Below are 5,975 nucleotides of genomic sequence, written 5' to 3' on the forward strand. Positions count from 1 at the left end.
TCCGGCGGCTCGACCTTGTTCTTGATGCCGTCCAGGCCCGCCATCAGCATCGCGGCGAACGCGAGGTACGGGTTGCAGGACGGGTCGGGAACCCGGAACTCGACGCGCTTGGCCTTCGGGTTCGTGCCGGTGATCGGGATCCGCGCGCAGGCCGAGCGGTTGCGCTGCGAGTAGACCAGGTTGACGGGGGCCTCGAAGCCGGGGACGAGCCGGTGGTAGGAGTTCGCGGTCGGGTTCGTGAAGGCCAGCAGCGACGGCGCGTGCAGGAGCAGCCCGCCGATGTAGTACCGGCCGGTGTCCGACAGGCCCGCGTAGCCCACCTCGTCGTAGAACAGCGGCGCGCCGTCCTTCCAGATGGACTGGTGGCAGTGCATCCCGTTGCCGTTGTCGCCGAACAGCGGCTTCGGCATGAACGTCACGGTCTTGCCGTGCGCGATCGCGGTCGATTTGATGATGTACTTGAACAGCATCAGCTTGTCGGCCTGCACAAGCAGCGGGTTGAAGCGCATGTTGATCTCGGCCTGTCCGCCGGTCCCGACCTCGTGGTGCTGCATCTCGACCATGATGCCGCTGGCGATCAGGTTGCGCGCCATCTCCGACCGGAGGTCAACGAAGTGATCCATGGGCGGGATCGGGAAGTACCCGCCCTTGTACCGCGGCTTGTACGCGAGGTTGGCGCCAGCCTCGTCCCGGCCTGTGTTCCAGGCGCCCTCGACCGAGTCTATGTGGTAGTACCCCTCGTTCGGGCCGGTCGCGAAGCGGGCCGAGTCGAAGATGTAGAACTCCGCCTCGGGGCCGAAGTACGAGGTGTCCCCGATCCCGGTGCCGATCAGGTAGTCCTGCGCCTTGCGCGCGATGTTCCGCGGGTCGCGGGAGTACGGGGCACCGGTCAGCGGGTCGTGCACGAAGAACGTGAGGTTCAGCGTCTTGTGCTGCCGGAACGGGTCGAGCACCGCAGTGGCGGGGTCCGGCAGCAGGAGCATGTCCGACTCGTGGATCTGCTGGAACCCGCGGATGGACGAACCGTCGAACATGAGGCCGTCGGTGAAGACGCTCGCGCTGAACGACTCGGCCGGAACGGTGAAGTGCTGCATCGTCCCCGGCAGGTCACAGAACCTGACGTCAACGAACTCCACCTTCTCCTCAGCGATGAAGCTGAGGATCTCTTCAGCAGTGCTGAACATCAACCCTCCCTGAACGGGCGCGCATAGGTAGGTATATCTCGATTTTTTCGTCGTGGACGCGCTTCGGACGCTAGCTGTCCGCAATTTCCGCGCAGTATCCGCGATGTTTCACTGGTGTTACGCATGAGACGCAGCCCCGTAAGACCTGCCGCGATCCGCTCGCCAGGGCGGAGCGGCCGCACGCGAAGGATACCGATGCGGATACCGTAGTCCTGTGTCCGCTAAACGATCCGTTGCCCCCGCCCCCGGCAGGCGGGCAGCCGCGCCGGGTGCCGTTTCGGCCGATAATACGCCGAACTCCCCGGGCAAGCGCTTCGGCCTGCCGAACCAGGGGCCGATGTCGGTCGCCCCGATGGGCAGGCGGCTGGCCGCGCTGGTCATCGACTGGGTGCTGTGCGAGCTGATCGTCTCCGCCGTGACCAGGCACCAGATCGTGAGCGGCGCGAGCGACCCGCGCTACTTCACCACGCTGTACTGGACGCTGCTCGTGTTCGGTGTCGAGGTCTACCTGCTCACCGCGATCAGCGGGCTCACGATCGGCAAGCGGCTGCTCAACATCCGGGTCATCAGGACCAACGGCGACCGGCCCGGCTTCGGCTGGGCGCTGGTCCGCACGGCGCTGCTGCTCTTCGTGGTGCCGCCGCTGCTGTGCGACAGGGACCTGCGCGGCCTGCACGACCGCGCCGCGGACACGATCGTCGTCCGCATGTAGCGCTGGCCCGGGAAGGGGGCCCCGGCTACCGCACGCGCGGGCGCGGCATCTTCGGCTGCCTGACGCCCTTCGGCAGCGGCGCCTTCGGCATCTGCAGCGAGGGCTGCAGCGCCTTGAGCCGGTAGTTGAGGTCGCTGACCGCGGCCGGGCGCAGGTTGCGCGGCAGCCGCGTGATCTTGCGCTGCAGCTGCCTGACCGGGATCTGGCCCTCGCCGTCGCCGACCTGGAAGTCGAAGATCGGCACATCGTGCGCGACCCTGGCGGTCTTCTTCCGCTCGGCGGCGATCAGGCCCGCCAGCCGGGACGGGGCGCCCTCGCCGACCAGGATGACGCCCGGCCGGCCGACCGCGCGGTGCACCACGTCCATGTTCCTGTTGGCGGTGACCGCCGGGGTGACCGTCCAGTTGCCGCGCATGCTCTGCAGCACCGCCGCGGCGGCCCCCGGCTGTCCCTCGATCGCCGAGTACTGGGCGGACTGCGCGAACCGGCCGAACAAGATCATGCCCGCCAGCAGCCCGAGCAGCACGCCGAGCGGGATCAGGTAGGCCGCGAACCCGGTGAGCAGGCCGACCAGCACGAACACCGCGATGATGCCGACGGCGCTGCCGAAGACGATTGGCAACGCCTTGCGGTTCTGCTGGTTGACCAGGCTGGCGACCATCCGTATCTGCTTCAGGCGCCCGGCCTTCGCGAGGTCGTCAGCGTTGTATTTGTCAACCACCGGCTCAGCCTTTCCTCAGCACGCCTATCAACACCCCGCAGCATACGGGAAGTTCATAAACCATCATCCCGAACGATCCCGGCCGGCTCTCCAGCCCCGGTCCTCGCCCCTGGAGCGGCTAGCCGAACGCGGGGAAGCCCGCCGCCCCCTGGCCGGGAAACTCGCGGTCCGCGGCGTCCAGCGGGATCCGTCCTGTGCCCGTGAGCACGTAGCTGACGTCGTCCCATGACGGCGGCCGCTCCGCCGTGTCCAGCAACCCATCCAGGGAGGATGTCCTCGGCCTGCATGACGTGACCCTGGATGCGGAACCGGCCCGTCGGCCTGACGTCCGCGAACGTGACCGGCTCGGCGGCGGCCGGCCAGTCCCGCCAGTAGCTGACGAAGTCCCTGTCGGCGGCCTCGTCCGGGCCGGCCGGCTCAGCGAAGCTGCCGGGCACCGCTACGCGGTCGCCGCGGCACGCTGCTCGATCGCCTGGGCGTACAGCCGTCCCGCCCGGTAGGAGGAGCGCACGAGCGGGCCGGACAGCACGCCGGCGAAGCCCATCGACAGGGCCTGCTCCCGCAGTTCGGCGAACTCCTCCGGCCTTACCCAGCGCTCCACCGGGTGGTGGCGCAGCGACGGCCGCAGGTACTGGGTGATCGTCAGCAGGTCACAGCCGGCCGCGCGCAGGTCGGCCATCGCGGGGGCGATCTCCTCGCGCGTCTCGCCGAGCCCCAGGATCAGGTTGGACTTCGTGACGAGCCCGGCGTCGCGCGCGGCCCGCAGCACGGCCAGCGACCGGTCGTACCTGAAGCCTGGCCGGATCCGGCGAAACACCCGCGGCACCGTCTCCAGGTTGTGCGCGAACACCTCCGGCCGCGCGCCGAACACCTCGGCCAGCCGCGCGGGTTCGGCGTCGAAGTCCGGCACGAGCAGCTCGACCCCGCAGCCGGGCACGGCCGCGTGGATCTCCCGCGCGGTCTGCGCGTACAGCCAGGCCCCGCCGTCCGGCAGGTCGTCGCGGGCCACCCCGGTGACCGTCGCGTACTTCAGGCCCATCGCCGCGACCGACTCCGCGACCCGGCGCGGCTCGTCGGTGTCGAGCGGCAGCGGCTTGCCCGTGTCGATCTGGCAGAAGTCGCAGCGCCGCGTGCACTGGTCGCCGCCGATGAGGAACGTCGCCTCGCGGTCCTCCCAGCATTCGAAGATGTTCGGGCAGCCGGCTTCCTCACAGACCGTGTGCAGGCCCTCGGCCCGGACGAGGCTCTTCAGCTCGGTGTACGCAGGCCCGGTGCGCACCCGGGTCTTGATCCACGGCGGCTTGCGTTCGATCGGCGTCTGGCTGTTGCGTGCCTCGAGGCGGAGCATCCGCCGTCCGTCAGGGGCCAGTTCCGGGGTGCTCACCACGCCTCTAGCGTACTTTCTCCGCCGCCCGAACGCTCACGGCGGCGGACGCGCGGCACGCGCCGGTTGACAACAGCACGGCTATCTGTATCTTTGTCCTATGAGTATAGATAAAGGGATCAGCGATGAGCCGGGCGGCGGGACAGCGGCGCCGCCCGCCCCCGGGCAGCGCGGGCCGGGCTCGCCGATCGAGTTCCGGCTGGACGCGGCCTCGGGCGTGCCAACCTACCTGCAGTTGGTGCAGCAGGTCGAGCACGCGCTGCGGCTTGGCTACCTCCAGCCCGGCGACCAGCTGCCGAAGGTCAGGGACGTGGTGGCCGCGCTGGCCATCAACCCGAACACGGTGCTGAAGGCCTACCGCGACCTGGAGACCAAGGGCCTGGCGACCGGGCGTCCGGGCCAGGGCACGTTCATCCAGGCCACGCTGAGCCAGGTCGCGCTGCCAGAGCTGACCGCGCTGCGCCGGTCGCTGACGGGCTGGCTGGCCGCCGCGGACGGGGCCGGGCTTGACGAGGACGGGATCGTGGCGCTGTTCACCAGCGCGCTGCGAGACTTCCGGGGGGTCCGGGGGGTCGCCCCCCCGGGTGAACAGGGCCGGGGGGAGCAGGGCTATGAGCGCCGCACCTGGTCGCGCACCCGCGGCGGCGCGGCCAGCGGCGGAACGGAGGGCGTCGCGTGAACGTGATCGAGACCAGCGGCCTGGGCAAGCGGTACGGCAGCACGTGGGCGCTGCGCGAGTGCTCGCTGGCGATCCCGGCCGGGCACGTGGCCGCGCTTGTCGGCCCGAACGGAGCGGGCAAGACCACGCTGCTGAACCTGGCGGTCGGCCTGGCGGCGCCGTCCGCGGGCCGTGTCACCGTGCTGGGCGGCTGGCCCGCCGGGTCTGCTGGCGCGCTTGATGGCATCGCGTTCGTCGCGCAGGACACCCCGCTGTACAAGAACCTGTCGGCCGCCGACCTGCTGCACCTGACCCGCAACCTGTGCCGGCGTTTCGACCAGGACTACGCGAAGGCCCGGCTGGGCGAGCTGGGCATCCCGCTGAAGCGGAAGGCCGGGAGGCTGTCCGGCGGCCAGCAGGCGCAGCTCGCGCTGACCCTGGCGCTGGCCCGCCGCCCGCGGCTGCTGGTGCTTGACGAGCCGGTGGCGATGCTGGACCCGATTGCCAGGCACGACTTCATGGCGGTTGTGCTGACGGCGGCGGTCGACGACGGCGTGTCGGTGGTGCTGTCCTCGCACGTGCTCGCCGAGCTTGAGCGGGTCGCCGACTACCTGGTCGTGCTGTCGCGGGGCCGGGTGCAGGTGTCCGGGGAGGTCGACGACCTGCTCGCCAGCCACCGCGTGCTGACCGGCCCCGCCGCCGAGGCGGATAGGTATACCGCACGGCCGGTGGTGCATGTCCGCCGCGGCGCGGCGCAGGCCCACATGCTGGTCCGCGCCACCGCGGACGATCCGGTCCCGCCGGGCTGGGAGGCGCACCCGGTCGGCCTGGAGGAACTCGCGCTGGCCTACCTGCGCGAGCCCGGCGCCGCGGCGCTGCCCGGTCCGGCCCGCGACCCGGCTTTGTCATCTGGAACTGGCGAGCCCTCGGGGGTGACGCGATGACCGCGCTGACCGCGGCCGCCCGTCCGCAGCAGGACGCGAGTCCGCGGCCGCTGCCGTGGCGGCGGATGGCCTGGGTCACCTGGCGGCAGCACCGCCTCGCGCTGGCCGGGGTGGCCGTGCTGCTTGGCGGGCTGGCGCTGTGGGTGTGGCTGAACGGCCTTCAGGTGCACCACGACTACGCCGCCGCGGTCGCCTGCCGGCCCGCAGGCTCAGGGGCCTGCGGGAACCTGGCCGGCTACTTCATGGCCGACTGGCCGACGGCCCAGCTCATCGCGACCCTGCTGCAGGCGGTGCCCGCGCTGATCGGGGCGTTCGCCGGCGCACCGGTGCTGTCCAGGGAGCTGGAGACCGGCACCTTCCGGTTCGCCTGGA

The 5,975-nt window shown here is 70.8% G+C and carries 7 protein-coding genes and 1 pseudogene; 4 read left to right on the forward strand and 4 right to left on the reverse strand.

The window, feature by feature from the left end:
* On the reverse strand, positions 1-1,184 hold a 1,184-nt coding region (gene glnA / locus Q1N79_RS17975; protein ID WP_300610349.1), incomplete at its 3' end, for a type I glutamate--ammonia ligase.
* Between the two features lie 214 nt (positions 1,185-1,398).
* Between glnA and Q1N79_RS17980 the strand changes: the two genes are divergently transcribed.
* Positions 1,399-1,896 (forward strand): RDD family protein, encoded by a 498-nt coding sequence (locus Q1N79_RS17980; RefSeq protein WP_300610351.1) that lies wholly within the window; start codon positions 1,399-1,401, stop codon positions 1,894-1,896.
* 25 nt (positions 1,897-1,921) lie between these two features.
* Here the strand turns inward: Q1N79_RS17980 and Q1N79_RS17985 are convergent, their stop codons facing one another.
* The 3 genes from Q1N79_RS17985 to lipA form a co-directional block, all read right to left on the reverse strand.
* Entirely contained in the window at positions 1,922-2,617 is a 696-nt protein-coding gene (locus Q1N79_RS17985; protein WP_300610353.1) for a DUF4191 domain-containing protein, read from the reverse strand.
* Between the two features lie 118 nt (positions 2,618-2,735).
* Positions 2,736-2,873 (reverse strand): hypothetical protein, encoded by a 138-nt coding sequence (locus Q1N79_RS17990; protein ID WP_300610354.1) that lies wholly within the window; start codon positions 2,871-2,873, stop codon positions 2,736-2,738.
* Positions 2,874-3,056: 183 nt separating this feature from the next.
* A complete protein-coding gene (gene lipA / locus Q1N79_RS17995) occupies positions 3,057-3,965 on the reverse strand; it encodes a lipoyl synthase (protein ID WP_300610360.1) in 909 nt (302 codons plus the stop codon).
* Between the two features lie 136 nt (positions 3,966-4,101).
* Between lipA and Q1N79_RS18000 the strand changes: the two genes are divergently transcribed.
* From Q1N79_RS18000 to Q1N79_RS18010, 3 genes and pseudogenes are all read left to right on the forward strand, one after another.
* Positions 4,102-4,680, forward strand: coding sequence for a GntR family transcriptional regulator (locus tag Q1N79_RS18000; protein WP_300610356.1), 579 nt, complete (start codon positions 4,102-4,104; stop codon positions 4,678-4,680).
* On the forward strand, positions 4,677-5,603 hold the full coding sequence (locus Q1N79_RS18005) for an ABC transporter ATP-binding protein (protein WP_300610358.1): 927 nt from the start codon (positions 4,677-4,679) through the stop codon (positions 5,601-5,603). Before Q1N79_RS18000 ends, Q1N79_RS18005 begins: the two co-directional genes overlap by 4 nt.
* Positions 5,600-5,975, forward strand: a pseudogene (locus Q1N79_RS18010) (hypothetical protein); the annotation flags it as partial. The gene Q1N79_RS18005 and the pseudogene Q1N79_RS18010, both read left to right, overlap by 4 nt.

It is taken from the genome of Trebonia sp. (assembly GCF_030042015.1).
Taxonomy (GTDB): domain Bacteria; phylum Actinomycetota; class Actinomycetes; order Streptosporangiales; family Streptosporangiaceae; genus Trebonia.